Annotated in this window: 24 protein-coding genes; 12 read left to right on the forward strand and 12 right to left on the reverse strand. The window is 61.9% G+C overall.

The annotated features are described in order from the left end of the window. Positions 1 to 3 precede the first annotated feature (3 nt). Together AC1DYW_RS18440 and AC1DYW_RS18445 are read left to right on the forward strand one after the other, a co-directional pair. Entirely contained in the window at positions 4 to 1,785 is a 1,782-nt protein-coding gene (locus tag AC1DYW_RS18440) for a type I secretion system permease/ATPase (RefSeq protein ID WP_477227542.1), read from the forward strand. After that, positions 1,785 to 3,149: an HlyD family type I secretion periplasmic adaptor subunit gene (locus tag AC1DYW_RS18445; RefSeq protein WP_477227196.1), complete on the forward strand. Its 1,365-nt coding sequence runs from the start codon at positions 1,785 to 1,787 to the stop codon at positions 3,147 to 3,149. The genes AC1DYW_RS18440 and AC1DYW_RS18445 overlap by 1 nt, the downstream gene beginning before the upstream one ends. 42 nt (positions 3,150 to 3,191) lie before the next feature. Here the strand turns inward: AC1DYW_RS18445 and AC1DYW_RS18450 are convergent, their stop codons facing one another. Genes AC1DYW_RS18450 through AC1DYW_RS18460 form a run of 3 tightly spaced genes read right to left on the reverse strand, consistent with a single transcriptional unit; the run spans position 3,192 to position 6,642 of the window. Then, complete coding sequence (locus AC1DYW_RS18450; protein ID WP_477227197.1) at positions 3,192 to 3,842, reverse strand: class I SAM-dependent methyltransferase; 651 nt, start codon at positions 3,840 to 3,842, stop codon at positions 3,192 to 3,194. Beyond that, positions 3,842 to 5,869 carry a glycosyltransferase gene (locus AC1DYW_RS18455; RefSeq protein ID WP_477227198.1) on the reverse strand — a complete coding sequence of 676 codons (2,028 nt, stop codon included), beginning with the start codon at positions 5,867 to 5,869 and terminating at the stop codon, positions 3,842 to 3,844. Before AC1DYW_RS18455 ends, AC1DYW_RS18450 begins: the two co-directional genes overlap by 1 nt. A gap of 14 nt (positions 5,870 to 5,883) precedes the next feature. Further along, positions 5,884 to 6,642: a TylF/MycF/NovP-related O-methyltransferase gene (locus AC1DYW_RS18460; RefSeq protein ID WP_477227199.1), complete on the reverse strand. Its 759-nt coding sequence runs from the start codon at positions 6,640 to 6,642 to the stop codon at positions 5,884 to 5,886. 143 nt (positions 6,643 to 6,785) lie between these two features. Between AC1DYW_RS18460 and AC1DYW_RS18465 the strand changes: the two genes are divergently transcribed. From AC1DYW_RS18465 to AC1DYW_RS18495, 7 genes are all read left to right on the forward strand, one after another. Further along, positions 6,786 to 7,709 (forward strand): class I SAM-dependent methyltransferase, encoded by a 924-nt coding sequence (locus tag AC1DYW_RS18465; RefSeq protein ID WP_477227200.1) that lies wholly within the window; start codon positions 6,786 to 6,788, stop codon positions 7,707 to 7,709. Between the two features lie 59 nt (positions 7,710 to 7,768). Next, positions 7,769 to 8,572, forward strand: a complete 804-nt coding sequence (locus tag AC1DYW_RS18470; protein ID WP_477227201.1) for a sterol desaturase family protein — start codon at positions 7,769 to 7,771, stop codon at positions 8,570 to 8,572. Between the two features lie 349 nt (positions 8,573 to 8,921). Further along, positions 8,922 to 9,620, forward strand: coding sequence for a DUF2161 domain-containing phosphodiesterase (locus tag AC1DYW_RS18475; RefSeq protein WP_477227202.1), 699 nt, complete (start codon positions 8,922 to 8,924; stop codon positions 9,618 to 9,620). Positions 9,621 to 9,676: 56 nt separating this feature from the next. Beyond that, positions 9,677 to 10,105, forward strand: coding sequence for a DUF930 domain-containing protein (locus tag AC1DYW_RS18480; protein ID WP_457154815.1), 429 nt, complete (start codon positions 9,677 to 9,679; stop codon positions 10,103 to 10,105). A 187-nt stretch (positions 10,106 to 10,292) separates the two neighbouring features. Then, on the forward strand, positions 10,293 to 10,952 hold the full coding sequence (locus AC1DYW_RS18485; RefSeq protein ID WP_095091573.1) for a TerC family protein: 660 nt from the start codon (positions 10,293 to 10,295) through the stop codon (positions 10,950 to 10,952). Positions 10,953 to 11,099: 147 nt separating this feature from the next. After that, positions 11,100 to 12,413: a 30S ribosomal protein S12 methylthiotransferase RimO gene (gene rimO, locus AC1DYW_RS18490; protein ID WP_477227203.1), complete on the forward strand. Its 1,314-nt coding sequence runs from the start codon at positions 11,100 to 11,102 to the stop codon at positions 12,411 to 12,413. 99 nt (positions 12,414 to 12,512) lie between these two features. Next, positions 12,513 to 13,619, forward strand: coding sequence for an acyltransferase family protein (locus tag AC1DYW_RS18495; RefSeq protein ID WP_477227204.1), 1,107 nt, complete (start codon positions 12,513 to 12,515; stop codon positions 13,617 to 13,619). A 48-nt stretch (positions 13,620 to 13,667) separates the two neighbouring features. Here the strand turns inward: AC1DYW_RS18495 and AC1DYW_RS18500 are convergent, their stop codons facing one another. The 8 genes from AC1DYW_RS18500 to AC1DYW_RS18535 all read right to left on the reverse strand — a co-directional run bounded on the left by AC1DYW_RS18500 (position 13,668) and on the right by AC1DYW_RS18535 (position 21,917). Next, on the reverse strand, positions 13,668 to 14,735 hold the full coding sequence (locus AC1DYW_RS18500; RefSeq protein WP_457153392.1) for a BMP family ABC transporter substrate-binding protein: 1,068 nt from the start codon (positions 14,733 to 14,735) through the stop codon (positions 13,668 to 13,670). A gap of 50 nt (positions 14,736 to 14,785) precedes the next feature. After that, positions 14,786 to 15,706, reverse strand: coding sequence for an ABC transporter permease (locus AC1DYW_RS18505; protein WP_477227205.1), 921 nt, complete (start codon positions 15,704 to 15,706; stop codon positions 14,786 to 14,788). Continuing rightward, positions 15,706 to 16,836, reverse strand: coding sequence for an ABC transporter permease (locus tag AC1DYW_RS18510; protein ID WP_477227206.1), 1,131 nt, complete (start codon positions 16,834 to 16,836; stop codon positions 15,706 to 15,708). The genes AC1DYW_RS18505 and AC1DYW_RS18510 overlap by 1 nt, the downstream gene beginning before the upstream one ends. Further along, positions 16,833 to 18,410 (reverse strand): ABC transporter ATP-binding protein, encoded by a 1,578-nt coding sequence (locus AC1DYW_RS18515; RefSeq protein WP_167392392.1) that lies wholly within the window; start codon positions 18,408 to 18,410, stop codon positions 16,833 to 16,835. Before AC1DYW_RS18515 ends, AC1DYW_RS18510 begins: the two co-directional genes overlap by 4 nt. 133 nt (positions 18,411 to 18,543) lie before the next feature. Next, positions 18,544 to 19,524, reverse strand: coding sequence for a quinone oxidoreductase family protein (locus AC1DYW_RS18520; protein ID WP_477227207.1), 981 nt, complete (start codon positions 19,522 to 19,524; stop codon positions 18,544 to 18,546). A 22-nt stretch (positions 19,525 to 19,546) separates the two neighbouring features. Beyond that, a complete protein-coding gene (gene pcsA, locus AC1DYW_RS18525; RefSeq protein ID WP_167392391.1) occupies positions 19,547 to 20,353 on the reverse strand; it encodes a phosphatidylcholine synthase in 807 nt (268 codons plus the stop codon). Next, on the reverse strand, positions 20,350 to 20,964 hold the full coding sequence (locus tag AC1DYW_RS18530; protein ID WP_477227208.1) for a DUF1326 domain-containing protein: 615 nt from the start codon (positions 20,962 to 20,964) through the stop codon (positions 20,350 to 20,352). Before AC1DYW_RS18530 ends, pcsA begins: the two co-directional genes overlap by 4 nt. Positions 20,965 to 20,978: 14 nt before the next feature. Then, positions 20,979 to 21,917, reverse strand: a complete 939-nt coding sequence (locus tag AC1DYW_RS18535) for a DUF2182 domain-containing protein (protein ID WP_477227209.1) — start codon at positions 21,915 to 21,917, stop codon at positions 20,979 to 20,981. A gap of 71 nt (positions 21,918 to 21,988) precedes the next feature. Between AC1DYW_RS18535 and AC1DYW_RS18540 the strand changes: the two genes are divergently transcribed. After that, the gene (locus AC1DYW_RS18540) at positions 21,989 to 23,197 is read left to right on the forward strand and encodes a UbiH/UbiF family hydroxylase (protein ID WP_477227210.1); all 1,209 of its coding nucleotides are present in this window, start codon (positions 21,989 to 21,991) and stop codon (positions 23,195 to 23,197) included. A 178-nt stretch (positions 23,198 to 23,375) separates the two neighbouring features. Continuing rightward, on the forward strand, positions 23,376 to 23,699 hold the full coding sequence (hspQ, locus tag AC1DYW_RS18545) for a heat shock protein HspQ (RefSeq protein ID WP_167392389.1): 324 nt from the start codon (positions 23,376 to 23,378) through the stop codon (positions 23,697 to 23,699). Positions 23,700 to 23,772: 73 nt separating this feature from the next. Here the strand turns inward: hspQ and AC1DYW_RS18550 are convergent, their stop codons facing one another. Then, positions 23,773 to 24,402 carry an invasion associated locus B family protein gene (locus AC1DYW_RS18550; RefSeq protein WP_095091562.1) on the reverse strand — a complete coding sequence of 210 codons (630 nt, stop codon included), beginning with the start codon at positions 24,400 to 24,402 and terminating at the stop codon, positions 23,773 to 23,775. A 232-nt stretch (positions 24,403 to 24,634) separates the two neighbouring features. On the opposite strand from AC1DYW_RS18550, the gene AC1DYW_RS18555 reads away from it, so the two are divergent. After that, positions 24,635 to 26,455, forward strand: a complete 1,821-nt coding sequence (locus tag AC1DYW_RS18555) for an extracellular solute-binding protein (protein ID WP_477227211.1) — start codon at positions 24,635 to 24,637, stop codon at positions 26,453 to 26,455. Position 26,456: the final 1 nt, after the last annotated feature.

A 26,456-nucleotide genomic window follows, 5' to 3' on the forward strand; every position in this document is an offset into this window, starting at 1 on the left:
CAGATACAGAACCGCGGCGGCACTCGACCTGCCCCAGCGGGATTATCCGCGCCCAGCCGTGCGCTAAGGTCGTGCGCCGCGGCACTGGTTTGCGTTGCCGTTTTCTCGGGAATGATCAATCTGCTTGGTCTGACCGGCTCGCTCTACATGCTTCAGGTCTATGACCGTGTCCTGCCTTCGCACAGCATTCCGACCCTGACAGTGCTCTCGATCGCCATGGCGGGACTTTACATCGCCTATGGTCTGCTTGATCTCCTGCGGCTCAGGCTGCTGGCGCGGATCGGCAGGCGTTTCGACACCAGCCTGCAACCGGCTGTCTTCGCTCTCTCGGTCTCGCTCCCTCTCAGGTCCGGTCAAGAAGGCACACGCCTTCAGCCGATCGGCGATCTCGACCAGATACGCAGCTTCATTTCGGGATCGGGCCCGACAGCCTTCTTCGATCTGCCCTGGCTGCCCTTCTATCTGGTCGGCATCTTTTTCCTCCACCCGCTGCTTGGAGCGCTCGCGACGGCCGGCGCGATCGTGAGCGTCTTGCTGACACTGGTTGCCGAAGGGCTTAGCCGGGGACCCGCCAAACGGGCGATGGAATCGTCCATTTCCCGCAAGCAGCTTTCCGATGCCGGGCGTCGCAATGCCGAGGTGGTGCGCGCGCTTGGCATGGGACGTCGCATCAGCGGTCTCTGGCAGGATCGGAGCGAAGCGTATCTTGCCAATCAGTTGCGCATTTCCGATGTCGTCGGCGCGACCGGGACCGTCTCGCGGACGTGGCGAATGATCCTGCAATCGCTGATGCTCGGACTTGGCGCTTACCTGGTGATCGAAGGCGAGGCATCGCCTGGCATCATGATCGCGACGTCGATCATGCTCGCCAGGGCACTGTCGCCCGTCGATCTCGTCATTGCCAACTGGCGCCCCTGGGTTTCGACCAGACAGAGCTATGGCCGGCTCAAGCAGATGTTGCGCAACGCCGATGCACAAGAAGCGCCTCTTACGCTGCCACGGCCTCGGGAGACGCTGTCGGTCGAGGCGGTCTCGGTCGGTGCTCCCGGCCAGCAAAAACCAATCATCCAGAACGTGGCGTTCTCCTTGCAGGCGGGAGCCGGGCTGGGCATCATCGGAGCCAGCGCGTCAGGCAAGTCCACGCTGGCGCGCGCCCTTGTCGGTGCGTGGACCCCGCTTCGCGGCACTGTGCGTCTTGATGCGGCCGCACTCGATCAATTCGATGAAGAGGCGCTTGGACGCGACATCGGCTACCTACCGCAGGACATCGAGTTGTTTGAGGGTACGGTTGCCGAGAATATCAACCGCTTCAATGCCAATGCGAGCGCGGACGGCGTCGTGGCGGCGGCCGAAGCCGCCGGTGTCAAACAGATGATCCTCCGGCTGAGCGACGGTTTCCAGACGCGCATCGGCGAAGGCGGCTCAGCACTTTCCGGAGGCCAGCGCCAGATGGTCGGTTTGGCGCGGGCATTGTACGGCGATCCGTTCCTCGTCGTTCTCGACGAGCCGAATTCTAATCTGGACGGCGAAGGCGACATCGCCCTGGGCGCAGCCATAAAGGGCGTACGCGATCGAGGTGGCATCGTCGTCGTCATCGCACATCGGCCCGCAGCGTTGGCGAATATCGATACCGTGCTGGTCATGGCCGGCGGAACGGTGCAGGCGATAGGACCGCGGGACGAAGTGCTGGCAAAGATGACGCGCCCAGCCAATGTGCGGCCGGAACAGGCCCCGGGCGGCGAACGCGCACCAACCGTCGTCACCTTGCATGACAGGCGGCCATGATGAGCCTCGCGCCCACGCAAACGGCCGACCTGACGCGTTCGCACGCACCAGCCCTGCCGGCATTGCAACGCCCGTCGATGCGTGGTGACGGAGTTCGATGGACCATTGGATCCGGCCTCGTCGTTGTCGCCGCACTTGTTGGCGGCATCGGCATCTGGGCCGGGACCACTTCCCTTGCCGGCGCGGTCATCGCCAGCGGAACGGTGGTGGTGGAATCGAGTGTGAAGAAGGTGCAGGAGCAGACTGGCGGAACCGTCCACGAAATCCTCGTGCGAAATGGTGACAAGGTTACGGCCGGCCAGGTCCTGGTTCGCTTCGACGAAACGGTGGCACGCGCTAACCTGGGCATCATTGGCCAACAGCTCGACCGTGCGCGGCTGCAAATGACCCGCCTGGAGGCAGAGACCATTGGCCGCGACGAGATGATCATCCCGGACGATCTGTCCGCCCGGGCCAGCGATCCCGCAATGGCGATCCTCATCGCGGGTGAAAACGCGCTGCATCGAAGCAACATGACGCTTCTGGAAAGCCAGAAGGCGCAGCTTGGAACCCGCAACGATCAATATCGGGAACAGATCGAAGGCCTCAAGGCCCAGCGTGCCGCTGCCCTGGAAGCTCTCGACCTGGCGACCAACGACCTCGTCATCATCCAGGATCTCTACGCCAAGAGGTTCGCATCGCTGGATCGCCTGACTGCTTTGAAAACGCAGACCATCCAGCAAAAGGGCGAGGCTGGAAGGCTCCTGGCCGCGATCGCCGAAGTGGAAGGGCGCATCAGCGAGAATGCGCTTGCCAGTATCCAGCTCGACAACGACTTCCGCAAAAGCGCCAACGCCGACCTGCGCGAGGCCGAAGGCAAGGAGGCCGAACTGGTCGAGCGCAAGCAGGTGGCCCTGGACCAGCTGGACCATATGACGATAAAGGCCCCGCAATCAGGCGTCGTGCAGGAGCTTGCGATCCACACGGTTGGCGGCGTTGTCGCGTCTGGCGAGACCATGATGCTGATCGTGCCGCAGACGGACGATCTGGTGATCGACGCCCAGGTTCCGCCCTTGCGCATCGACGATGTCAGCCTTGGCCAGCCGGTCGTCATCCGCTTCTCGGCCTTCGACCGCAACACCACGCCGGAGTGTCACGGGACGGTCGATCGGATCTCCCCCGATCTGGTCAAGGACACAGCCAACCGGACGGCCTACTACGAGGCCCGCATCAACATTACAGACGAGGCGGTCTGCCTGAAGACGGCAACCCGGCTCATTCCGGGCATGCCTGCCGAATTGCACATCCAGACCGGCGACCGCACTGTCTGGTCTTATCTGATGAAACCCATCACCGATCAGCTCTCCCGGGCCTTCAGGGAATAATTGCCCTTCAAGATCGCAGGCGCCGATACCTTCGAGCGGATTCTACCCCTGCCCTGTCAGCAGCGACTGACGTCTGCCCTGCGGCCGTTTTTCAAAGACGACAATGCTGTCGTAGACACAGATCGAGTCTGTTGCATGGGTGAAGGCGTTCGGCGGCAAGGCGCCGCGCGCGTGATGCGCGTTGATCTCGTCGAGCTTTCCCTTGGCGAATTCCATGAACGATCCCGGCTTGCGCAGCCCTCCGCCATAGTCGTCCCAATAGCTCGTATGCGTGTCCTCGACGAAGTAGACGCCGTTCGGCTGCACATGATGGTAGAGATGCTCGAAGGTCGCGATGACATGATCCATCATGTGGCTGCCATCATCGATGACAATGTCGATGGGGCCATATTTCTCGACGATCCGATCGAGCAGTCGAGGGTCGTCCTGACTTCCAATGAAGACCTCGACCCCTTCGGACTCGTGCGCCCTGCACGCAGGATCGATGTCTACTCCAACGATTCGCGCGCCCTCGCCGAAATAGGCACGCCACATGTCGAGCGATCCGCCCTTGTAGACGCCGATTTCAACGACGACCGGCCTCCGGTTTCTGAACCGTTCGAAGTGGCGCTCGTAGACGTCGAAATAGTGCAGCCACTTGTAAATCTCTTTGCCGCTGTTGTTCAAAAAGTACTGATGCAGGAACCCGCCCATCATAGCCTCTTCATCAGCTTGGCAATTTGCCGCCGCCAGCCGCCTTGATCGTGAATTGCCACCGCTTTGCCGACGAGGTTGGCCTTGATCCGCGCAAGCACCGGCTCCCATTCGTTTGCGACCAAGCCAAGCGCTTCGCCAAGGTTTGCCTCGATCTCGGCAAACTCCATGTTTGCAAAGCGTTGGCCGGCGTCGGCGATCCAGGAACGATCGTATCTGCCCTTGCCGAAGCCGGATATGACGGTGAGCCCGGTCCAGGGCGTGGCAATGGTGAACACGTCGAGATCGGGGCGCAGCGTCCTGAGCGCCGGAACCAGTTTCCAGACGTCGCCGGTGTGGAATTGCGTCGTCGGCGGAACCCTTTGCGTCGCCTCGTCCAAGGCGGCGGTGTCGTGCACGAGCAGAACCGAGCCGGCGTCGCAGTAGCGTTCAAGGTTCGCAAAATCGCGCAGAACCTGGTCGAAAGTGTGCAGACCGTCGATGAACCCGACACCGACCGGGCGACCGGCAAGCAGGGCGTCCGCTCCACCGCGATCGAAGAAGGCGTCACTCGTCTCCGGAAAAATGTGCGTTTGCGCGCCGAGCGCCACCGTGGCGCGTGGATTGGGATCGATGCCTATTGCAAGGGCTGGTGCCTTCACCTTGGAAAGCGACACGCCGTCAAAGACGCCTATCTCCACCACCACGGCGGGCTTCAGCTCTGCGTAAAAACGCTCCAGCCAGTCGTAATAGGAAGGCCCCGACATCCGCGTGCTGGCCAGGCCGGCATGGGCACCCACGCTGTCGGCGGTAAGCGCCAAGGCGTTGCGGTATTGAATGTCGGCGGTTTCGTTCTCGCCGATGACACGGTGCGCATCGCCGATCGCCGTGAAATAGGCGGCATCCCGATGCTCATTGTACCGCGAAAGAAGGCCGGCGGACAAAAGCACGCGTGACGTTGCCAACTCGGCGGGTGCATGGCTGCTTGCCATGCGAGCGACGTCTGCCGCCGCCTTGTAATTCCCGCGCTCCAACTCGACCTTGGCCAACTCGACGAGTGCTGCGGCAGCCTGATTGGTCAGCGTGGGTTCTTCGGACGGCTTCAATTGCGCCCTGAAGCCCGCCGCCGTGGCTGGCCCGGCGCCGTGTGGAGACACAATCAGGGCGCGGGCAAGGTGCGGCGCAAGCGCTGGAGGCAGCGATCCCACGAAAGCCGAGGGGGCGTGAAAGCTAAAGTTCGCCCGCCCCCTCAACGCATCCCTTTCGGCCTTCCAGAGGAGCCAGTGCTTGGGCTGCTCGACGCTTGCGTTGGTGGCGACACCCCCGTGCAACTGGTGAAATGTAGCCTCCCCCAGGGTGAGGATGAGCTTTGCCTGCGGCATCTCCATCGCACGTTCGAGCGTATCGATGTTGACGAGGCCGCCTCCGGGATAGGTGAAGCGCTCATCCATGCCACCGATCACCTGCCAGCTCTCCCGGCTCATGAATAGGGCATTGGCTTCGGATATCGGTGTGAACCACGGATCGACCGACGACTCATCCATCGTCCCGATCTCGAACAGACGGTACCCATCTTCCGGCCATCGGATCGATTGCAAAAGCGAATCCTCGATGGCCTTCGTATAGCCATTGCTACGGGCATTCACCTGGGTGTCGCTGCCAAGATACCAGCCGGGTGCGGCCACGACTGCCGTCGGCGCCATGCCCAGGCCGATGCGAGCGAAATGCACCAACCCGGGCGTCACGATCCGTGCGCCGTCGATCATCACGCCGATGTTGTCCCCCCTCGCCTCCCTTATCCCGCGATTGACGGCAGCCGCGGGCGAAGGCAGTGCATCATCGATGCGTAGCAGGCGAAAGTTCGGCCCATAGTCCGCAACCAGGCCCTCACCAACGGCCGGTGACGATCCGTTGTCGACGACGATGACCTCGTAATCATCCGTCGTCACGTCTTGCTGGTAGGGCGTTGCGAGCGAAAGCAAGGTTCGCGGCAGCTCTCGGGGAATGTTGTAGGCGACAACGACGACGGACAGGGTGTTCGTTTTCATCGCGATTCCGTGGCTCAGTTGTCAGCCAATGGCTTCTGCCACCAACCGCCCGTCCAGTCTATCTCGTGGATCTCGGCTTTGATGCCGTTGCGCGCGCGGTAGTCCTCGACCGCTTGCCGGCATGGCCCAAACGCCATGTCATCGATGATCGCGAACCCGCCGGGCGAGAGCCTTGGATAAATCGCTTCGAGGCTGTCCATCGTCGACTCGTACATATCGCCGTCCAGTCGAATCAGGGCGAATGGACCGGCTTTCAGGCCAGGCAAGGTGTCCCCAAACAGGCCTTTGACGAAGACCACCTGGTCGTCCAGGAGGTCATAGGCGGCAAAGTTGGATTCGACCTGTGCCTGATCAATCGCCAGCTGCCGGTATTCGTGCAGCCTGTCACCCAGGTCGGCCGGAAAATTCTCGGGGTCCGGCGGCGGCAAACCGTCGAACGAGTCCGCGACATACACCTTCCTGTCCGTGATCCCGTTGGCGGCCAGAACGCCTTTCATCAGGATACAGCAGCCACCGCGCCAGACGCCGGTCTCGATCAAATCCCCGGGCACGTTCTCGTCGATCACCCGCTGGACGAGGTCGCGGACATTTGTCAGGCGCCTGACGCCCGCCATGGAATGAGCAACCGTCGGCCAATCGCGACCCACGAGGCGATCCTCGCGATTGAAGGGGGTCGACTCTCCGATTTTCGAGGGATCGATCACCTGCGAACCAGAGCCGTAGATCGTGTTGGCGATGATCTTTATCAGGAGATCAGTATAGAGGCGGTTCATCGTCGACCTTTCAAGGCGCTCAACAGTTCCATGCGAAAATACGCTGTTGCGGATATCCAGCCGAAGTGCAACAGGATTTGCGTGATTCAACCAGTCGCGCCATGCAAGCAAGCGGCGAATAATTGTCCAATGGGAGCCCCTGAATGCTAACCGCCAATCAAGCGATGGGCATGATCGAGACGCTCGACATTGCTGTTTTCCAGGTCGATACCGGAAGCACGCTCAGTGACCGCACAAGTTTCCTGCGCGTGCAGAACTTCGCGCGATCGACACTCGGCCGATACGTCTATCTCGAGGTTGGCTCAGACATCGGCGGCAGCCTGTTGCCGCATTTGATCGATCCGGCCTGCGAGGCGGTGATATCGGTCGATCTGCGGCCGGCGACCCAGCCCGACGAGCGTGCCGAGGTTTTTCACTACCCAGACAACACGGCGGCCCGGATGGTTGCCTTGCTGTCGGACAAGCTTCCGCCCGACGCAATGGCCAAGCTGATCACCATCGATAGCGACGTCTCCAATGTGCCGCCCCAGTCGATCGAGACCAAGGCGACGCTCGCGCTGATCGACGCGGAGCACACCAACACGGCCTGCTTTTCGGACTTTGTCGGCGTTCTCGGCCTTATGAAGCCGGACTGCATCATTTCCTTCCACGACGCCAACCTGATCGCGGACGCCATTGTCAATGCGGAGCGCTTTCTCGATCATCTCGGCATCGAGCATGAGACGGCGTTCCTTCCCGACACCGTCGCCGTCATCGGCCTCGGCAGGCTCGCATCCGCGGTCCGGGATCAGCTCCAGCCTCATGCCTTGGACCGGGAGACTTCCCTGGACCGCTGGCAACGGCAGCTATGGTCTCACATAGCCAGCGTGCACTCGCGGCAAAACGATGCCGAACTGGAGCACCTGCGCTCGGACAATTCGCGGCTGGTCGAGGAGATTGAACATGCGCGAAAGGCAAGCCGGGACGCACAGGCTCGCCAGGACGCCATAACCTCCAGCACGACCTGGCGTGCATCCGCCCCGGTAAGGGCGGTGGTCGATTGCATCAAACGTGGCTTTGCGCGCTAGACTAGCGAATCACCGGCTTTCCGCGGGTGACACGAAGCCAGGGCGATAGAGGCGGGTGAATGGATATCTTTGGTATCAAGGCGCTGTTGATCTGCGCGCTGATCTTCATTCCGTTCGAACATCTTTTTGCCGAGCGGCCGCAAAAGATCCTCCGCGAGGGCTTTGCCGTCGATGTGATCTACCTGCTGTTCAACAGCTTCATCGTAAAGGCGGCCGTCGTTTTGATGGCCGCCGGTGTCCTCGGGCTCGCTGCCATGCTTGTCCCGCAATCGATAACGCAAGCCGTTGGCAGTCAGCCCGTCTGGCTACAGGTTGCGGAAATCATCCTGATCACCGATCTCGGCGTCTACTGGGCACATCGCGCCTTTCATAAAATCCCTGCGCTTTGGAAGTTCCATGCCATTCATCACGGCATCAAGGAGTTGGACTGGCTCGGTGCTTTCCACTCTCACCCGGTCGACATCATAGTCACGAAGGCAATATCGCTGACGCCGGTCTTTTTCCTCGGGTTCTCGGAAGTCTCGATCGCCATCTTTTCGGTCATCTACTTATGGCACACGATGTTGGTCCATTCGAACATGCGGATTTCGTTAGGCCCTTTGAAGTGGCTGATCGCCAGCCCGCAGTTCCATCGCTGGCATCACGCCAATCAGCGGGAAGCCTATGACAAGAACTTCGCCGGGCAGTTGCCCTTCCTCGACGTGATGTTCGGTACCTATAATGCCACCGGCAACAAGGTGCCGGAGAAGTACGGCGTCGATGATCCGGTCCCTTCGACCTACTTTGGCCAGATCGGCTATCCAATCCAGCCCCGCAGGCGGCGATCGAATCCAGCAGCACCGAGCACCAAAGCGGAAGGCTGACGTCGTAAGGCGGCGTCGCGACAGGTTTGCTTCCCCTTCGCGAGCGCCAGTACGGTTCATTGAAAAAAGAAAACCCCACCGGCAGGGACCAGAGGGGTCATCTTGGGAGGACGCGCGTCACGCTGCATTGGTTAATTATCGCGCGATTGCGACACTGATGCGACACAAGTGCATTAGTCGTTTCTAATTTTCCGGACGGCGGCGCCACTTTTTCATGATCATAGGCATCGCGATGCCGGGCTCGCTGGCTTCCATGTCCTCAACGGAGAGCTGTTCGGCAAAGGAGGCTGTCTCCTGCTGTGCGCTGGCAGGAAGGCTTTTTGCGCCGAATCGGCTAAGTCTCCTGTGTATGAACGAGACCTCACTTTATGTGCCGGTGAAGCGGTTCCTCGAAAGCCTCGACTTTGTCGTGAAGGGTGAGATCGGTGGCTGCGACATCGTCGCGTTGCGCGACGGAGAGCCGCCCATCGTCGTCATCTGCGAACTGAAGCTGCAGTTCAATCTTGAACTCGTGCTGCAGGGCGTGGACCGCGCGACGGCCTGCGACGAGGTATGGCTGGCCGCGCGCATGTCGGCCCGGGGCAAGGGACGCGAAAGCGATGCGCGGTTTCGCAATCTCTGCCGCCGGCTTGGCTTCGGCTTGCTTGGCGTGACCGCGAGCGACCGTGTCGAGGTGCTTCTCAGCCCGATCGCCGTGGCGCCGCGCAAGAATGCGCGCCGGCGCTCTCGCCTGGTCGACGAGCACCAGCGCCGTCGCGGCGATCCCGTTGCGGGAGGAGGATCGCGCAATCCGATCATGACCGCCTATCGCCAAAGCGCGCTTGCCTGCGCCGCCGCCATGGCGGACGGACCCAAGCGCCCGCGCGATCTGAAGACGCTGACGCCGATCGCGCCGAAGATTCTGCGGCACAATGTCTATGGCTGGTTCGCGCGCGTCGACCGCGGCCTCTACGATCTCACGGATGCCGGCCGTGCCTCGTTGGTCCGTTGGCCGCAACCATCGCATGATGAATCTCGACACGCAATTTTGAACGAACCGGCCGTTTGATTGAAGGGTCCTGCAGGCTTCGGGGCCCTCCCCTTGGTTGATTTTTCCGGTAAAATATGATGCTTGTCCCACCCATGAAGAAGCTCTGCATGATGGCCCTGGCGTCCGTGACACTGGGTTTTGCGTCCGTGACACTGGGTTTCCCAGCCAACGCAATGGACAATGCCTTGCGCGCCGGCCTGTTGAAACTCGACCCCCAAACCCGCCTTGAACAGCGTTGTGATGCCGAAGTGCTCGACCGGATCACCCATGACGATCGCAAGTTCAAGGCGGATCGCGTCGTTGCCTACGCCTTCGCGACGCCCGAGATGGGCGCCGATGCAATCAGAAGTCCGGGTGCTGCATTTCGTAGCAAGGGGCAATGGTACCGGTTGAAATTCAAATGCCAGACGGCGCCCGACCATATGGAAGTATTGCAGCTCCGCTATCGGATCGGGGACGAGATTCCGGAAGCCGAGTGGGCAAAGTATAATCTCTACGATTGATTGGCAGTTGGCCGCGGTGGTTCTGCCCGGCTACGGGCGCGCGCGGCCGCCCCCTCAACGCGGCTTCAGTGCAAAGATGGTTTGATCACGTCGCCGTGAGTGATCCCTTGACGCCAAGGGACCACCAAGTTAGGGCCGTCCTGAATAATCGACGAACACTCGGCAAATCAGCAAGGGCTTCCGGTCGATGGACATTTTCAGCGCTGCCAGCCTGACCGCCTTGCTCCAGGTCATCGCCATCGACCTCGTGCTTGCTGGCGACAATGCGATCGTCATCGGCCTTGCCGCTGCCGGCCTGCCGGCCGAACAACGCAAGAAGGCGATCCTCATCGGCGTGCTGGCGGCAACGGTGCTGCGCATCGGCTTTGCCGCGGTTACCATCAAGCTGCTGGCGATCGTCGGCCTGCTGCTGGCCGGCGGCATCCTGCTGCTGTGGGTCTGCTGGAAGATGTACCGCGAGCTGCGCACATCGCATGCCGATGAGCTGGAAGCGACCGAGGCGCTGTCGAACTCCGATCTCAACAGCGACAAGATGGTGGCCGGCAAGACCAAGCGCAAGACGCTCGGCCAGGCAGCATTGCAGATCGTCGTCGCTGACGTGTCGATGTCGCTCGACAACGTGCTGGCAGTCGCGGGCGCCGCGCGCGATCATTTTCCGGTGTTGGTGATCGGCCTCGTGCTGTCGATCGCGCTGATGGGGCTCGCCGCGACTTTCATTGCCAAGTTGCTGCATCGCCACCGCTGGATCGCCTATATCGGCCTGCTGATCATTCTCTATGTGGCCGTGGACATGGTCTACCGTGGTGCGGTGGAAGTCTGGCCGCATGTCAACAACGTGGTCAGCTGAGGCGGCTGCCGGTTGCGTCTTCGATCCGGAAGAGCATGGTCGCAAGCGCAGTCGCCGTGCGTTTTGCCGCATCGAAGGCGTGCCCATACCAATGCCGCAATAAGTGTGGTACTGCGCCGGCAATCCTGAAAAGCCCGGAAACCCTATATGTCCGCTCCTCGCGTGAGTTTTGTCAGTCTTGGATGCCCGAAAGCCCTTGTTGATTCGGAACGCATCATCACGCGCCTGCGCGCCGAGGGCTACGAGATCGCACGCAAGCATGACGGCGCCGACCTTGTCGTGGTCAACACCTGCGGCTTTCTCGATTCCGCCCGCGACGAGTCGCTGAACGCCATTGGCTCCGCGCTTTCGGAAAACGGCAGGGTCATCGTCACCGGCTGCCTTGGTGCGGAGCCGGACGTCATTCGCGAGAGGCACCCCAATGTGCTGGCGATCACCGGGCCGCAGGCCTATGAAAGCGTGATGGCCGCCGTTCACGAAGCCGCGCCACCTTCGCACGATCCCTATATCGACCTGCTGCCGCCGCAAGGCGTTAAGCTGACCCCGCGCCACTACGCCTATCTCAAGATTTCCGAAGGCTGCAACAACCGCTGCACCTTCTGCATCATCCCGGCGCTGCGTGGCGACCTCGTCTCGCGGCCCGCGGCTGACGTGCTGCGCGAGGCCGAGAAACTGGCCAAGGCCGGCGTCAAGGAGATCCTCGTCATCTCGCAGGACACCAGCGCCTACGGCATCGACATCAAGTACCAGACCAGCATGTTCGGCGACCGCGAAGTGCGGGCGAAATTCCTCGATCTTTCCGAGGAGCTGGGCAAGCTCGGCATTTGGGTGCGCATGCACTACGTCTACCCCTACCCGCACGTCGCCGATGTCATCCCGCTGATGGCCGACGGGAAGATCCTTCCCTATCTCGACATCCCGTTCCAGCATGCTTCGCCGCAGGTGCTGAAGAACATGCGCCGGCCCGCCCATGGTGAGAAGACGCTCGAGCGCATCCGCGGCTGGCGCGAGGTCTGCCCGGATCTCGCCATCCGCTCGACCTTCATCGTCGGCTTTCCCGGCGAAACGGACGACGATTTCGAAATGCTGCTCGACTGGCTCGACGAGGCCAAGATCGACCGCGCCGGCTGCTTCAAATACGAGCCGGTCCGGGGCGCCCGCTCTAACGACCTCGGTCTCGAACAGGTCCCGCAAGAGATCAAGGAAGCGCGCTGGCATCGCTTCATGCAGCGTCAGCAGAAGATCTCGGCGACGCAACTGGCCAGGAAGGTCGGCAAGCGCCTGCCGGTGCTGATCGACGAAGCGCACGGCACATCGGCAAAGGGCCGCACCAAATACGACGCGCCCGAGATCGACGGCTCGGTGCATATCCAGTCGCGCCGTCCGCTGCGTGCCGGCGACATCGTCACCGTCAAGATCGACCGCGCCGACGCCTATGACCTCTACGGTTCGGCGGTCTGACGCAGCCGTATTTACTAAACCTGGCGATAGTTCTGCCCGCTTAACCCGTTCAGCCGCGATCCGCAGTATGGTTTCCAGACCGTAAATGCGGAAATTCGGATGGACGTCAGACCTGCCAGGCAGGATTACATCGCGACGCTGGACCTGCTCAGGCTGGTGGCGGCGCTGGCCGTTGTGCTCTTCCACTATTTCTTTCGCGGCGCGGCCGCCGAAGGCTTCCTTGGCGAGGGGTATCCACGTGCAGCACCGTTCGCGATCCATGGCTATCTCGGCGTCAATCTGTTCTTTCTGATCAGCGGTTTCGTCATTGCCTGGTCGGCGGAAAACCGTCGCTGGGACCAGTTCGCGATCGCACGTTTCGTTCGCCTCTATCCGGGTTTCCTGCTCTGCATGACCATCACTTTCGCGATTGTCGTGCTTGCCGGCACACCGCTGCTTCCGGTCTCGTTCGCCCAGTATGGCGCCAATCTGACGATGTTCGCGCCAGCCTTCGGCCAACCTTTCGTGGATGGCGTCTACTGGTCGATCGTTCTTGAACTGGTTTTCTACGGTTGGGTGACGCTGGCCCTGTTCACCGGGCTGTTCCAGAGACACAAGCTGGAATTGATCTTCATCTGGCTGGCGATCTCGGCCTTGAACGAATTCTTCCTCGGCAGCGGCGCGGCCAGGCTGTTGTTTATCACAGAGTTCGCGCCATTCTTCGCCGCCGGCGTGCTGGTCCACCACCTCCACGCACATGGCCGTTCCCTGCCGGCCTTGCTGCTGCTTGCAGCATCGTTCCTGATCTCATGCGGCACACTGTCCGTGACCCAGCACTGGATGCAGGATCACTATGGCATCGCCGTTTCGTCGGCCAATCTCGTCGTTGCCAATATCGTCATGCACGCGGCCTTGATCGGCGCGGTCCTGTTGCGCCATCGTCTGCGGTCATCGGCGCTCACCCTGGCGCTGGGTGGGCTGACCTATCCGCTCTACCTCCTGCACCAGAACATCGGCTACCTCGCCATCAACGCCGCAGTTCCCCTGGTCGGCAAATGGTGTGCTGCCTTTGGCTGCACCGCACTCATGCTCCTTGTTTCCTGGGCGATTTGGCGCACCTGCGAGCGACCGGCGCAGCGGCTGCTCAGGATTTGGCTGTGGCGCGCGGTCGATGTCGGCTTGGCGAGGTTTCGTCGCACCCAGGCCGCGACGCAACCAGCCGAATGAAAAAGGGCGCCCTGCGGCGCCCCTTTCCTTTTTGGTATCTCGCGCCGCTTACTGCGGCAGCTTGTCGTCAACGCCCTTCACATAGAAGTTCATGCCGAGCAGCGTGCCGTCGTCGGCGACCTCGCCATCCTTCAGCCACGGCGTGCCGTCCTGCTTGGCGATCGGTCCGGTGAAGGGGTTCCAGCCGCCAGCGATTTTCTTCTCGGTGGCTTCGGCCATCGCCTTTACGTCGTCGGGCATGTTGGTGAAGGGGGCGAGCTTGACCGCGCCGTCCTTGATGCCGAGCCAGACATTGTCAGGCTTCCAGGTGCCGTCGAGAGCCGCCTGGACCCGGCTGATGTAGTACGGACCCCATTCGTCGGTGAGCGAGGTCAACTGCGCGTTCGGCGCGAACTTGATCATGTCGGAGGACTGGCCGAAGCCGTGCAGCTTGCGCTCCTCGGCCACCTGCAGGGCAGCGGTCGAATCGGTGTGCTGGACGACGATGTCGGCGCCCTGGTCGAACAGCGCCTTGGCGGCGTCGGCTTCCTTGCCCGGATCGAACCACGAGTTCACCCAGACGATCTTGGCTTTGAAGTTCGGGTTGATCGACTGTGCGCCGAGCATGAAGGAATTGATGCCCATCACCACTTCGGGGATCGGGAAGGAAACGATGTAGCCGGCAACGCCGGCCTTCGATTCCTTGGCGGCGATCTGGCCGAGCACATAGCGGCCTTCATAGAAGCGCGCATTATAGATGCCGAGATTGTCACCGGTCTTGTAGCCGGTTGCGTGCTCGAACATCACCTTGGGGAATTTCTTGGCGACCTTCACTTCCGGGTCCATGAAGCCGAAGGAGGTGCCGAAGATGATCTTGCAGCCTTCGCGCGCCAGCCGCTCGAACGCACGGTCGGCATCGGGGCCTTCGGAGACGTTTTCGAGATAAGCGGTTTCGACCTTGTCGCCGAGCGCCTTCTCCACCTCGAGACGGCCCTGGTCGTGCTGGTAGGAATAGCCGAAATCACCGATCGGGCCGGTGTAGACCCAGCAAGCCTTCAATTTGTCGGCTGCCTCTGCGGACGCCGCCAGCGAAACTGCCGCTGTCGTGGTCATCAGGGCAATAAGCAGTTTTTTCATTGTGTTACCTCTCTGTGTTAAGCCTTGGAGCTTCCCGTTTGTTATTATTGTCAACGATCCGGAACGAATGGCTGCCCCAAGGAAGCCGGCGTGTTCATCATCGTCAGACGCTTGTTGCGCGAGATTAGAACGAGAACCACGACGGTTGCCAGATAGGGTAGCGAAGAAAGAAACTGTGACGGCACTGGAATGCCAAAAGCCTGTGCATGAAGCTGGCCGATCCACACCGCGCCGAAGATGTAGGCGCCGGCCAGCACCCGCCATGGCCGCCACGACGCGAACACCACCAGCGCCAGCGCGATCCAGCCGCGGCCGGCTGTCATGTTCTCGACCCATTGCGGCGTATAGACCAACGACAGATGGCCGCCGGCCAGACCGGCACAGGCGCCGCCGAAGATCACCGCAAGATAACGGTAGCGGATGACCTGAATCCCCAGGGCATGGGCTGACGTGTGGCTGTCGCCGATCGAGCGCAGCGTCAGTCCGGTACGGGTCTTGAACAGGAACCACATGACGACTGCGGTCAGCGCGATCGAGATGTAGAAGATCGGATCCTGCCCGAACAGCAATCTGCCGACGATGGGGATCGAGGTCAGCCCGGGGATGTCGAGGTTGGGCAGCCGTTCGCCGGGCTGGCCGACAAAGCTCGTCCCCATCATGCCGGAGAGGCCGAGGCCGAGCAGCGTCAGCGACAGGCCCGTCGCCACCTGGTTGGTGGCCAGCGACAGCGTCATGACGGCAAACAGCAGCGAGAACACCGCGCCCATGGCGATTGCCGCCAAGAGGCCGATCCAGGGTGATCCGGTGAGATAGCTGGCGCCGAAGCCGCCGACGGCGCCCATGATCATCATGCCCTCGACGCCGAGATTGAGCACGCCGGAGCGCTCGACCACCAGTTCGCCGATCGCGGCGATCAGCAGCGGCGTTGCCGCCGTGGCGATGGTCAGAAGGATGTTTATGGTGATGTCCATCAACGGGCTTCCTTCAACTTTGGCGCGGCTTCGAGTTTCGCAGCGCTTTCCGGTTTGGTCAGCGCCAGGCCGATCAGGCGAATGCGGTAGTGAATGAGCGTGTCGCAGCCGAGCACGAAGAACAGCAGCATGCCCTGAAACACCCTCGCCACCTTGTCGGAGATGCCGAGCGCGCTTTGCACGGCTTCACCGCCGAGATAGGTCAGCGCCAGCACCAGGCCGGCGGCGACGATGCCGAGTGGATTGAGGCGGCCAAGAAACGCCACGATGATGGCGGTGAAGCCGTAGCCGGGCGAAATCACAGGCTGCAGCTGGCCGATGGCGCCCGAGACTTCCGAGATGCCGGCAAGGCCCGCCAGGGCACCCGACAGCAGGAAGGCGAAGAACACCATGCGGTTGAGGCCGAAGCCGGCGAAGCGCCCTGCCCGCGGGCTTGAGCCCAGCACGCGGACTTCAAAACCCTTCAGCATGCGGCTCATCAGGATCCAGACCAGCACCGCGGCGACCAGGGCGAAGACAAATCCCCAGTTTGCCCGTCCGGCATCCGGCATCAGCTCCGGCAGCACGGCGGAGTCGTTGAACTGAATGGTTTGCGGGAACCCATGGCCTTGCGGGTCGCGCCACGGTCCGCGCACCAGCCAGTCGAGGAAGAGCTGGGCGACATAGACCAGCATCAGGCTGGTCAGGATCTCGTTGGTGCCGAAGCGCGTCTTGAGCAGAGCCGGGATCGCCGCATAGGCGGCACCGCCGATCATGCCGAGCAGTAGCATCAGCGGCAGCACCAGCGGGCTTTCGAACTGCGGAAACAGCACCGGAATGATCGAGCCGACAATGCCGCCCAGGATGAACTGGCCTTCGGCGCCGATGTTCCAGATGTTGGCCTTGTAGCAGACCGACAGGCCGACAGCGATCAGGATGAGCGGCGCCGCCTTGATCGCCAGTTCATGCAGCTGCCAGACCTGGCTGACCGGCTCGATGAAATAGATCCGGAAAGCGGTCAACGGGTTGACGCCAAGCAATGCGAACATGATGGCGCCGGCGACGATCGTCAGCGCAAAGGCGATGAATGGCGACAGGGCCGAGAACAGCGCGGAGCGCTGCGGGCGTTTGACGAGTTCGAGGCGCATCATGCCGTCTCCAGCGTATGTTCGGCGTGGCCGGGCTCCGCGCCGCCCATCAGCAGGCCAACCTTTTCGAAGGTCGCCTCGGCGATCGGCAACGGTTTGGACAGTTCGCCATTGTGCATGACCGCGATCGCATCCGATATCTCGAACAGCTCATCGAGATCCTGGCTGATCACCAGCACCGCCGACCCGCTGCGCGACAGTTCGATCAACGCCTGGCGGATGTGGGCAGCGGCACCCGCGTCGACACCCCAAGTCGGCTGGTTGACCACCATGACGCTCGGCCGGCGGTCGAGTTCACGGCCGACGATGAATTTCTGCAAATTGCCGCCCGAAAGTGCCGCGGCTTCCGGATCCGGCGCGCTCTTGCGCACGTCCATCGCCACGATGATGCGTTGGGCGGCGGTGTAGATGGCAGCGCTCTTGACCATTCCGCCGGCGCCGACAAACGCCTTGCCGTCGGTGGCGTGGCGCGACAGCAGCAGGTTCTCGGAAAGCTTCATGCGCGGCGCGGCCCCGTGGCCGAGGCGCTCTTCCGGCACGAAGGCAGCGCCCAGCAACCGACGTCCGGTGATGGTGAGGCCACCCGCGTCCTTGCCACGGATGCGCACGGAAGCGGCGTCCTGCTGCAACACCTCGCCGGAGACGGATTCGAAGAATTCGCCCTGGCCGTTGCCGGCGACACCGGCAATGCCGATCACCTCGCCGGCGCGGACATTCAGGCTGATGCCCTTGAGCGGTATCGAGAACGGCGTTGCCGGCTTGCGGGTGAGGTTGCGGATCTCGAGCAGCGGCTGCGCCTTGTCGATCCCTTCGACCGGCGCACGCACCACGGCCTGCACTTCGTTGCCGACCATCATGCGGGCCAGCGACGAGGCAGTTTCCTCGCGCGGATTGCAGTGGCCGACCACCTTGCCATGCCGCAACACGGTGGCGCGGTCGCAGATGCGTTTGACCTCTTCAAGCCGGTGCGAGATGTAGAGGATGGATTTGCCTTCCGAGCGCAGACGCTCCAGCGTCTCGAACAGCTTGTCGGCCTCCTGCGGCGTCAACACCGAGGTCGGCTCGTCCAGGATGATGAGCTGCGGCGTCTGCAAAAGGCAGCGGATGATCTCGATGCGCTGGCGTTCGCCGACCGACAGGTCGCCGACCAGCGATTCCGGATCGAGCGGCAGGCCGTAGCTGTAGGAAAGCGCCCTCGCCTTGGCCGCGATGCTGCTGATCGGCGAACCGTCATCGAGCGACAGCGCGATGTTCTCGGCGGCGGTCAGCGCCTCGAACAGCGAGAAGTGCTGGAACACCATGCCGATGCCGAGCTTTTTCGCCGCGCCCGGGCTCGAAATCCTGACCGCCTGGCCGTTCCAGAAAATCTCGCCGGAATTGGGCTCCAGCGAACCGAACAGCATCTTGACCAGCGTCGACTTGCCGGCCCCGTTCTCGCCGAGCAAGGCGTGGATTTCACCCTTGGCGATGTCGAGATCGATATGATCGCACGCCGTCAGGGTGCCGAATATCTTGGTAAGACCACGGACCTCGAGCAGGTTCGTGCCGTCCTGATTTGCACTCACAGTGCCTCCCATCTGGTTAGCCAGATATGTTCTGTGTTCCCGCAAGCATGGTAGGCGCGGCCGGCTCTCATCGGAAAGCGGCACGCGTCTTGAAAGAGCTTCAAGAATTTCAGCGGAAATTCAAGGGATAGCAAGGCAGAAGGGACTAAGGGATGAGAATGGTGGTCCCTGTTGTCCTGCGGCCCTCGAGGTCGGAATGCGCCTTGCCGGCGTCCTTGAGCGCGTAGCGCTGGTTGATCTTGATCTCGACGGCGCCGCTGAGCACGACCTCGAACAGGGCAGCGGCGGAGGCCTCGAGGTCCTCGCGTTTCGCATTGTAGACGAACAAAGTCGGCCTTGTGGCGAACAGCGAGCCCTTCTGGGCCAGCAATGACATGCTGAACGGCGGGATCGATCCCGAGGACTGGCCGAAGCTGACGAACATGCCGAGCGGCTTGAGGCAATCGAGCGACGCCGGAAACGTGTCGTTGCCGACCGAATCGTAGACGACGTCGCATTTCCCGCCACCGGTGATGGCGGCGACGCCGGCAACGAAATCCTGCTCCTTGTAGTTGATGACGTGATCGAAGCCGTGCGCCCTGGCGAGCTCGATCTTGTCGGCTGAACTGGCCGTGCCGATGACGGTCGCGCCGAGATATCTGGCCCACTGCCCGAGGATCAGCCCAACGCCGCCGGCCGCGGCATGAAACAGGATCGTGTCGCCTGCCTTCACCTTGAAGGTGCGCCGCAGCAGATACTCGGCGGTCATGCCTTTGAGCATCATCGCCGCCGCCTGTTCGTCGCTGATGCCGTCCGGCACCTTGACCACTTGGCTGGCCGCGATGACGCGTTGCTCGGCGTAGGCGCCGCCGACATTCGTCGCATAGGCAATGCGGTCGCCCGGCTTCAGCCAGTCGACGTCCTGGCCGACTTCCAGCACCACGCCCGCAGCCTCGCTGCCCGGAACCAGTGGAAATCCGCCAGGCGGCGGATAAAGGCCGGTGCGGTGATAGACATCGATGAAATTGAGGCCGATCGCCGTATGCCGGATCAGGATCTGCCCCGATCCCAGACGGCCGGGATCGGTGTCCTCATAGGTCAGGACTTCCGGGCCACCATTGGCGTGGATGCGGATCGCTTTGGACATGGGCTGAACTTCCTTGGGCTGATCAGGCTTTTTTGGCACCGAGATTTGGAAAGAACTGCATGACGCCGCCGATGCAGGCAAGGTAGAGTCCGGTAATGCTGATGCCGATCTTGGTGAAGGTGCTGACCTGCTCGCCCAGCACGCCGATCTGATCGTAGAAGGCAGCAAGTGCCGCCTGCGCCAGCGCCAGTGCACCGAAAGCGCACCACAAAAGCGTCATCGCGAGGTTGATGCGCCGCAGCCGCACCACCCGCACCGGGTGGATGAAATTGATCGGCACGAAAGTCAGAATGCCGGCCACCACCACCACCGCGAACGAAACCCATTGTCCCGGCTCGATGACGAACAGCGTGAACACCACCATGTTCCAGACCACGGGGAATCCCTTGAAGAAATTCTCCTTCGTCTTCATGCCGGTGTCGGCGTAGTAGATGGCACTGGAGACGACGATGATCGCCGCCGACAGGAACGACAGCCCCTCACCCATGAAGCCGCGCTGGTAAAGCGCGAAGGCCGGGATCAGGACATAGGTCACGTAGTCGATGATGTTGTCGAGCATTTCGCCCGACCAGGTCGGCAGGATCTCCTTGACCTCGAGCTTTCTGGCGATCGGCCCGTCGATGCCGTCGACAAACAAGGCCAGCCCCAGCCACCAGAACATCGCGGTCCAGCGCTCTTCGCTCGCGGCCACCAGCGACAGGAAGGCCAGGAACGAGCCCGAGGCGGTCAGCAGATGGACGGAGAACGCCCTCGCCTGCGGCCAGGTGACTTTCTTCTTCGGTCGCGGAATCCGGTCCCTGATCTTCTTGGCCGTTGTGTTCTTGCTCACGGGCCCCGCCAATCCAGCTTGCAGATTTCGGCCGACCGGCCGGCGAAATTCCAGTTTCGGCCGAAAGCCCGCATCTTGCTCTTGTCGGACCTGGCAACGATGATCTCAGGCGCGATCCAGTATTCCGAATTGCTGATCACCGTATCCTTGTCGCGGTCCTTGCCGGGGATCGGCGTTACCGCCCCATCGATGATCTTCGGTATCTGGAAGATGCGTGTCCTTTCACGCGTCTCATAGGTGATCGGCACTTGTTCGACACCGAGGAATTTGCCGACAAGGATGGAAAGCAACGAGGTGGTCCCGCCCGCCTTGCCGGTGAAAATCTTGGTCAGGGCCTTGACCGCATAGACCGATGCGCGCTTGTCGATGAACAGGCCGGCGGTCCAGTTGCCGCGGCTCATATAGCCGGGGATTTCCATGATCAATCCGAGATTGAGCCCCGACAGGTCGACCTCGCCGAAATGGCCGGCGTCGATGCGGAAGCCGGCCCAGGTCTGGCAATAGCCTTCGGTCGGCGGATGACTGCCGAGCGACAGCACGCAGGGGCAAAAAACCGTGCAATTGCAGGAGAGTACGAGCTCTCCCTTCATCGCCCAGCTCTGGTCTGACATCGACTTTCCCCCACTCATCGCGAGACTACTAGCAGCGCTGCTGCCCAGACAAGCAGTATCGCACCGGCCAGCCGGGTTGGAACCCTGCTCGCCGTTTGTTTTTCGATCAGGGTGAACAGTCCGATCAGCGCCATCCAGAAGACGTTCATCACCCCGACGGCGAACATCACCAGCATCAACGCCCAGCAGCAGCCGAGGCACCACACGCCTTGCTCGACGCCAAGCCGGAAGACGTGGATGGGCCTCGCGCTCCAGTTCGCGAACAGGATCGAGAACGGGTTCCTGCATTTCTTCAGACAGGCGTCCTTCAGGCCGCTGAATTGGTAGAGACCCGCAATCAGCAGAGCGAGCGCGCCGGCAATACCGACCACGGGGTCGAGCATCCCGCTGGGCGAGCCGGATGCATGGATGGCCAAGGTCAGCACCGCGAACATCATCGAGGCAGCGAGCCAGACACCGAGGTAGCCGGCAACCAGCACCAGCGGATGGACGACCGGCTCGCCCTTGATGCGAGCCGTATCGGCGATCTCGCAATAGGTGCGGATCATCGGTGCGGCCGAAGGCAGCATGGTGGCGATCGCCATCAGGAACCACATCAAGACGAGTGCGCCGGCCTTGAGCCCGAGGCTTCCGTCGAGCGGCGCCGGCGACAGGCAGAGCGCAAAGAACCGTTCCAGGAAATCCGGTAGAGGCAGTCGCGGCAGGTTGCGCAGAAGCGCGTCGCCAGCGGCGCTGACGCCGGCGATCCGGCCTTCGGCGCTGCGGATTGCCATCGCGGCAAGCAACAGCCAGGCAAGCAGGATGCAGGCGCCGACAACGACGTTTGCCGTCACGCGGGGACTGCGCGCGATGTTCGCCATGGCGCGGCCGGCGCGGTCGAGATGGCTGAAGTTGTCTTGCTGGCCGGTCATGACATCGGAATGAGCCGAATCGCCGCGTTGATCAAGCGGCATGAATTGACCTATATGCTGGATCGACTGGCAGGTCGGGTGGGCTGCCTCGCATTGTAAGCCGGAAGCCGATCTTGGAGCATCGAGACACTGCGCGGATACTGGTTGCTGGCACGGGGCCGGCAGGGCTGATCGCGGCGCTCGCTTTCGCCAATGCCGGTTTCCCGGTGACGCTTGTCGGGCCCGAAGCTTCTGCCCCCGATGGCCGCACGACGGCGCTGATGAACCCCGCTCTGCAGGTGCTTGCGCGGCTGGGTGTGCTCGAAGACATCAAGCCCAAGGCGGCGCCCTTGAAGGTGATGCGCATCGTCGATGCGACCCGCCGGCTGATCCGTAGCCCCGTCGTCACCTTCCGCGCCAGCGAGATCGGCGAGGACCAGTTCGGTTTGAACCTGCCCAACAGCGTTCTCAATCCGGCACTCGCCCGCACGGTTGCTAATCATACCGGCATCGACTGGCGAAGGTCGATGGTGGCGAGTTGGCATCTCGACGCCGAACATGCCCGTGCCGTGCTGACCGACGGCAGCACGGTGGATGCTTCCCTGGCGGTCGCCGCCGATGGGCGGCTGTCACCGGCACGCCAGGCGGCCGGCATCTCGACCTCGGCCCGCTCGTACCCGCAGGCAGCTTTTGTCCTCAATTTCCGTCACAGCGGCGATCATGCCTTCACCTCGACCGAATTCCACACCGAGACCGGTCCGTTCACGCAGGTTCCGCTGCCCGGCAATCGCTCGAGCCTGGTCTGGGTGGTGAAGCCCGAGACAGCAACGGAACTCGCCGCGTTGGACGATGCGACGCTTTCCGTGCGGGTCGAACAGCAGATGCAGTCGATGCTGGGCCGGGTGACGGTCGAGCCGGGCCGGCAGATTTATCCGCTTTCGGCGGTGACGCCGCTGCGTTTCGCGCGGGACCGTGTGGCGCTTGTCGGCGAAGCCGCCCACGTGTTTCCGCCGATCGGCGCGCAAGGCCTCAATCTCGGTATCAGGGATATCGACGATCTCGTTGGTATCGCTGGAGAAAATCGTACCGACCCCGGCGCTGCCAAGACCCTTGCGGCCTACGATTTCAAACGCCGCCCCGATATTCTGGCGCGCAGCAGTGCGGTCAATCTGCTCAACATGTCGCTGCTTTCCGACATGCTGCCGGCGCAGATGGCCCGTGTTGCCGGGCTCGGCGTTCTCGGAGGTTTCGCGCCGCTTCGCGCCTTTTTCATGCGCGAGGGGCTTCGTCCAGGCAGCGGCTTTGCGGCGCTGGCCGGCGGCCTGCGAAAGCCGGCACGCTGATAGCGATCTTCCCAAGATTCCGTCAATCCGCGCTCTCGGCGAATGTCGGCATCGGCGGCCTGCGGCAAAACCTTTTCGCCGCGTCCTGCGTAGCTTCAAGGCGCGACCAAAACGCGTCGGGATTGAATTGATGCCCAGTCTGCGCCAAATAAGTTCAAGGAATTCAGTGGTGAGTACGATGAAAACAGCCAAATTCGCGATCGGACAGGTGGTTCGCCACCGGCTGTTTCCCTTCAGGGGCATCATTTTCGACGTCGATCCACAGTTCGCCAACACCGACGAATGGTACGAAGCCATCCCGGCCGACGTGCGGCCGCGCAAGGATCAACCCTTCTATCACCTGCTCGCCGAGAATTCGGAAACCGAATACATCGCCTATGTGTCCGAGCAGAACCTGCTCGAGGATCAGTCGGGCGAGCCGGTCCGGCATCCGCAGATCAAGGAGATGTTCGACAAAAGGCCGGACGGGCGCTACGAGCCGAAACGGCAATCGAGGCATTAACCGACCAGACGACAGGCGCAAAAAAAGCGGGGCATGACCCCGCTTTTTTGTTAGGCCGGCAAAAACCGGCTGATCAGTTGGCGGTCTTCGCCTTGTCCTGCTCTTCCTTGAGCTTCTTGGCGAAATCCTGGTTGTTCTTGGCGACGAAGTCCTGGAGCTTCTTCTGCCGGTCTTCGATATCGGACTGCTGCAGCGGCGGGCCGTCATAGGCGCCGCTGAAACCCTGCAGGGCGATCTTGATCGGGTTCTGCTGGTTCTGGAAATTGACCGAGGTCAGCGTGATCGCCTGGCCCTTCTTGAAGGCACCGACGAGCTGGTCGGTGAGCGGCACTTCGGCCACGCAACGATCCGGGAAGCAAATGACGTAATCAAGCTTCACGGCCTTGCCGGTATCGATCTGCAGGCCAATGCCGGGAGGCACCAGACGGCCGGTCGGCACCGTCACCTGGAACACTTTGCGGTTCACCTTGCCCTTCAGCTCGATCAGGCTGACGCCGGTGATCAGCTGGCCGTTACCGGCGGTGGTGATGTTCTGGACGTTGCAGATGTCGACGTCTTCCTGCTTGGTGCAAGCCTTGAACCAGCCTTGCGGAATCTGCTGTTGCTGCTGTGCGGAAGCAGCGGGAAGCCCTGCGCCCAGAAAGCCGACCACGCCAGCGGCCATGACCGACAGGCGGTACGCGTTGCTGTTCAGGCTCGTCATGTCGTGCACTTCCTCTCAAATGATCCCGGGACCGGCTTCTTCGTGCCGTGTGGTCCAGCTACCTGTTGCCAAAATGAGGCAACAGAATGACTTCGGGGGGCGTGTTACACTGCAAGCGATGTCGAATCCAGCCCGCCACTTGTAATTCTTGATGACGCCATTGGCCGGCACGCAGTTGCCTCATGCTAGGGTGCGCACCGAATCATCAAGCCGACCCAGTAAGGAGACGGTCATGGGCCGCGTTCTTGTTTGGCTGATCACCGCGATATCGCTTCTCGCCCTTTCGCATCAGCCGGCCGCGTCGGAGCCGAAGCACGCCATCGCCATGCAGGGCGAACCGGCTTTGCCCCCCGACTACACGCATTTCGACTATGTCAATCCGGACGCGCCGAAGGGTGGCTCGATCACCTATTGCGTCGTCGGCAGCTTCGACAATCTCAATCCGTTCATCCTCAAGAGCCTGCGCACGACGGCGCGCGGCATGATGGACCAGACTTACGGCAATCTCGTCTTTGAGCCGCTGATGCAGCGCAACTACGATGAGCCCTTCAGCCTGTACGGCTTGCTCGCCGACACCGCCGACATGGATCCCGAGCGCAAGAGCATCGAGTTCCATCTCAACCCGGAAGCCAAATGGTCCGACGGCCAGCCGGTGACGCCGGAGGATGTGCTGTTCACCTACGATGTCTATACCGACAAGGGCCGTCCACCCTACAGCGCCCGCATGAGCCTGATCGCCAAGCTCGAAAAGACCGGTGATCACAGCGTGCGCTTCACCTTCAACGACAAGGCCAATCGCGAGACGCCCCTGATCATCGCGCTGACGCCGATCATACCCAAGCATGCCTTCGACAAGGAGACGTTCGACAAGACGACGCTGAAGCCATTGATCGGCAGTGGCCCCTACACCGTTGCGCAGGTGCAGCCTGGCCAACGCATCGTTTTCAAGCGCAACCCGGACTATTGGGGCAAGGACATCCCGGCCAAGCGCGGGTTCGACAATTACGACCAGATCACCATCGAGTATTTCCTCAACGCCAACGCCAAGCTCGAAGCGTTCAAGAAGGGCCTTTGCGCCATCGACGACGACAGCGATCCGGTCAAGCGCGAGCGCGACCTCGATTTTCCGGCCTTCCACAAGGGCGACGTGGTCGCCGAAACCTTCGACACCGGCATTCCGCCCGTGGTGACCGGGTTCCTGTTCAACATGCGGCTGCAGAAGTTCGCCAACCCGGTGGTGCGGCGTGCACTCGGCATGCTCTACGACTTCGAATGGGCCAACAAGAACCTGTTCGGCGGCAAATACGCGCGCGCGATGAGTTACTGGCAGAATTCGGAGCTTTCCGCGCTTGGTCATCCGGCTGACGACAGGGAAAAGGCGCTGCTGGCGCCTTACCCCGGCCGCGTGCCGGTCGATGTCATGGATGGCACGTACCGGCCACCGGTCACCGATGGTTCAGGGCAGGATCGCAAGGTGCTGAAAGCGGCCTTCGATCTCTTGAAAAGCATCGGTTATCACGTGCAGGACGGGACGATGCTCGATCCCGATGGCAAACCGTTTGGCTTCGAGATTCTGGTTGCTTCGCAGGATGAGGAGCGGCTTGCCGGCATCTATCAGCGCACGCTGGAGAAGATCGGCATCGACGTCACCATTCGCAGCCTCGACGGCGATCAGATCCAGTCGCGCAAGCAGCGCTTCGATTTCGAGGCCCTGATCGGATCGAGCGGCTTCAACAATTCGTTGTCGCCCGGCATCGAACAGCTTGGCCGATGGGGATCCGAAGCGGCCAAGGCCGAAGGCTCGTTCAACCTGGCCGGTGTCGCCGATCCGGCGGTTGACGCTGCGATCGACGCGATGCTGCGCGCGCGTTCAAAGGAAGACTATGTCGCGGCGGTCAGGGTTCTCGACCGGCTGCTGATCTCCGGCAACTATATGGTGCCGACGCAGTACAACACGCAGCAATGGATCGCCTACTGGAACTACCTGGAACATCCGCAAAAGACGCCCATATTTGGGTATCAACTGCCAAGCTGGTGGCGCAAGCCGAACTGAG

Source organism: Mesorhizobium sp. P2_D5 (genome assembly GCF_056404355.1).